The 1,009-nt window shown below is 70.1% G+C and carries 2 protein-coding genes; both read right to left on the bottom strand.

What is annotated here, in order from left to right; all coding sequences use genetic code 11:
* Positions 1 to 34 precede the first annotated feature (34 nt).
* Positions 35 to 274 (bottom strand): RNA-binding protein, encoded by a 240-nt coding sequence (locus H5J30_RS35640; RefSeq protein WP_181791921.1) that lies wholly within the window; start codon positions 272 to 274, stop codon positions 35 to 37.
* 2 nt (positions 275 to 276) lie between these two features.
* Positions 277 to 798, bottom strand: coding sequence for a 30S ribosomal protein S16 (gene rpsP, locus H5J30_RS35635; RefSeq protein WP_181791920.1), 522 nt, complete (start codon positions 796 to 798; stop codon positions 277 to 279).
* Positions 799 to 1,009 lie beyond the last annotated feature (211 nt).

The raw sequence follows: 1,009 nt of genomic DNA, 5'->3' as shown, positions 1-1,009 counted from the left end.
TGACGACTGCTCCGTCCGTCTGCGCGACGGCGGTTCAGTGGACCTGGTCCACGTCGACGAGGTCGACGCGGATACCCCGGCCGCCGAGGGCGCCGACGATGGTGCGCAGGGAGCGGGCCGTACGGCCGTTGCGGCCGATGACCTTGCCGAGGTCCTCGGGGTGCACCCGGACCTCCAGCACCCGCCCGCGGCGCATGTTGCGCGAACTGACCTCGACCTCGTCGGGGTTGTCGACGATGCCCTTCACCAGGTGCTCAAGGGCTTCTTCGAGCATCGTCAGTTCCCGGCGGCCTCGGCCGGGGCCTCTGCGGGCTCGGCGTCGGCCTTCTTCTCGGCCTTGTCAGCCTTGTCGGACTTCTCGCTCTTCTCGGCCTTGTCAGCCTTCTCGGCCTTGTCAGCCTTCTCGGCCTTCTCGGCCTTCTTCGCCTTGGGGGTGACCGCGTCGCCCTTGGGCTCGTCGGCGGCGTCCTTGGCGGCGGCCTCGAAGAGGGCGCGCTTGTCGGCCTTCGGCTCGGGGACCTTCATCGGCTCGGGCGCCGGCAGGCCCTTGAACTTCTGCCAGTCGCCGGTGACCTTGAGGATGGCGAGCACGGGCTCGGTCGGCTGGGCGCCGACCCCCAGCCAGTACTGCGCACGCTCGGAGTCGACCTCGATGCGCGAGGGGTTCTGGACCGGGTGGTACAGCCCGATCTCCTCGATGGCCCGGCCGTCACGGCGGGTGCGCGAGTCGGCGACGACGATGCGGTAGTGCGGCGACCGGATCTTGCCCAGGCGCTTCAGCTTGATCTTGACTGCCACGGGAGTGGTGTCTCCTGGAGTTGACGTGATTGGGCCCACCGAGGTGCTGCGTGGGGTTGCAGTGCCCTGGCGCCCGATGGACGCGCCAGCCGGAGGAGAGAGGGGTCCTGTGCGGCTGTCGAGTTCAGCTCACCATTGTGCCACACGGTCCCGACGCCCCCGTCCGCGCGGTCGCACGCCTCGCACCGCCCGCTGGTGCCCGTTCGGGCGG

The organism is Streptomyces phytophilus, from assembly GCF_013870535.1.
In the GTDB taxonomy this organism is placed as follows: Bacteria; Actinomycetota; Actinomycetes; order Streptomycetales; family Streptomycetaceae; genus Streptomyces; species Streptomyces phytophilus.
Note: the sequence above shows the minus strand (reverse complement) of the source record. Positions and strands in the feature narration are given on the sequence as shown.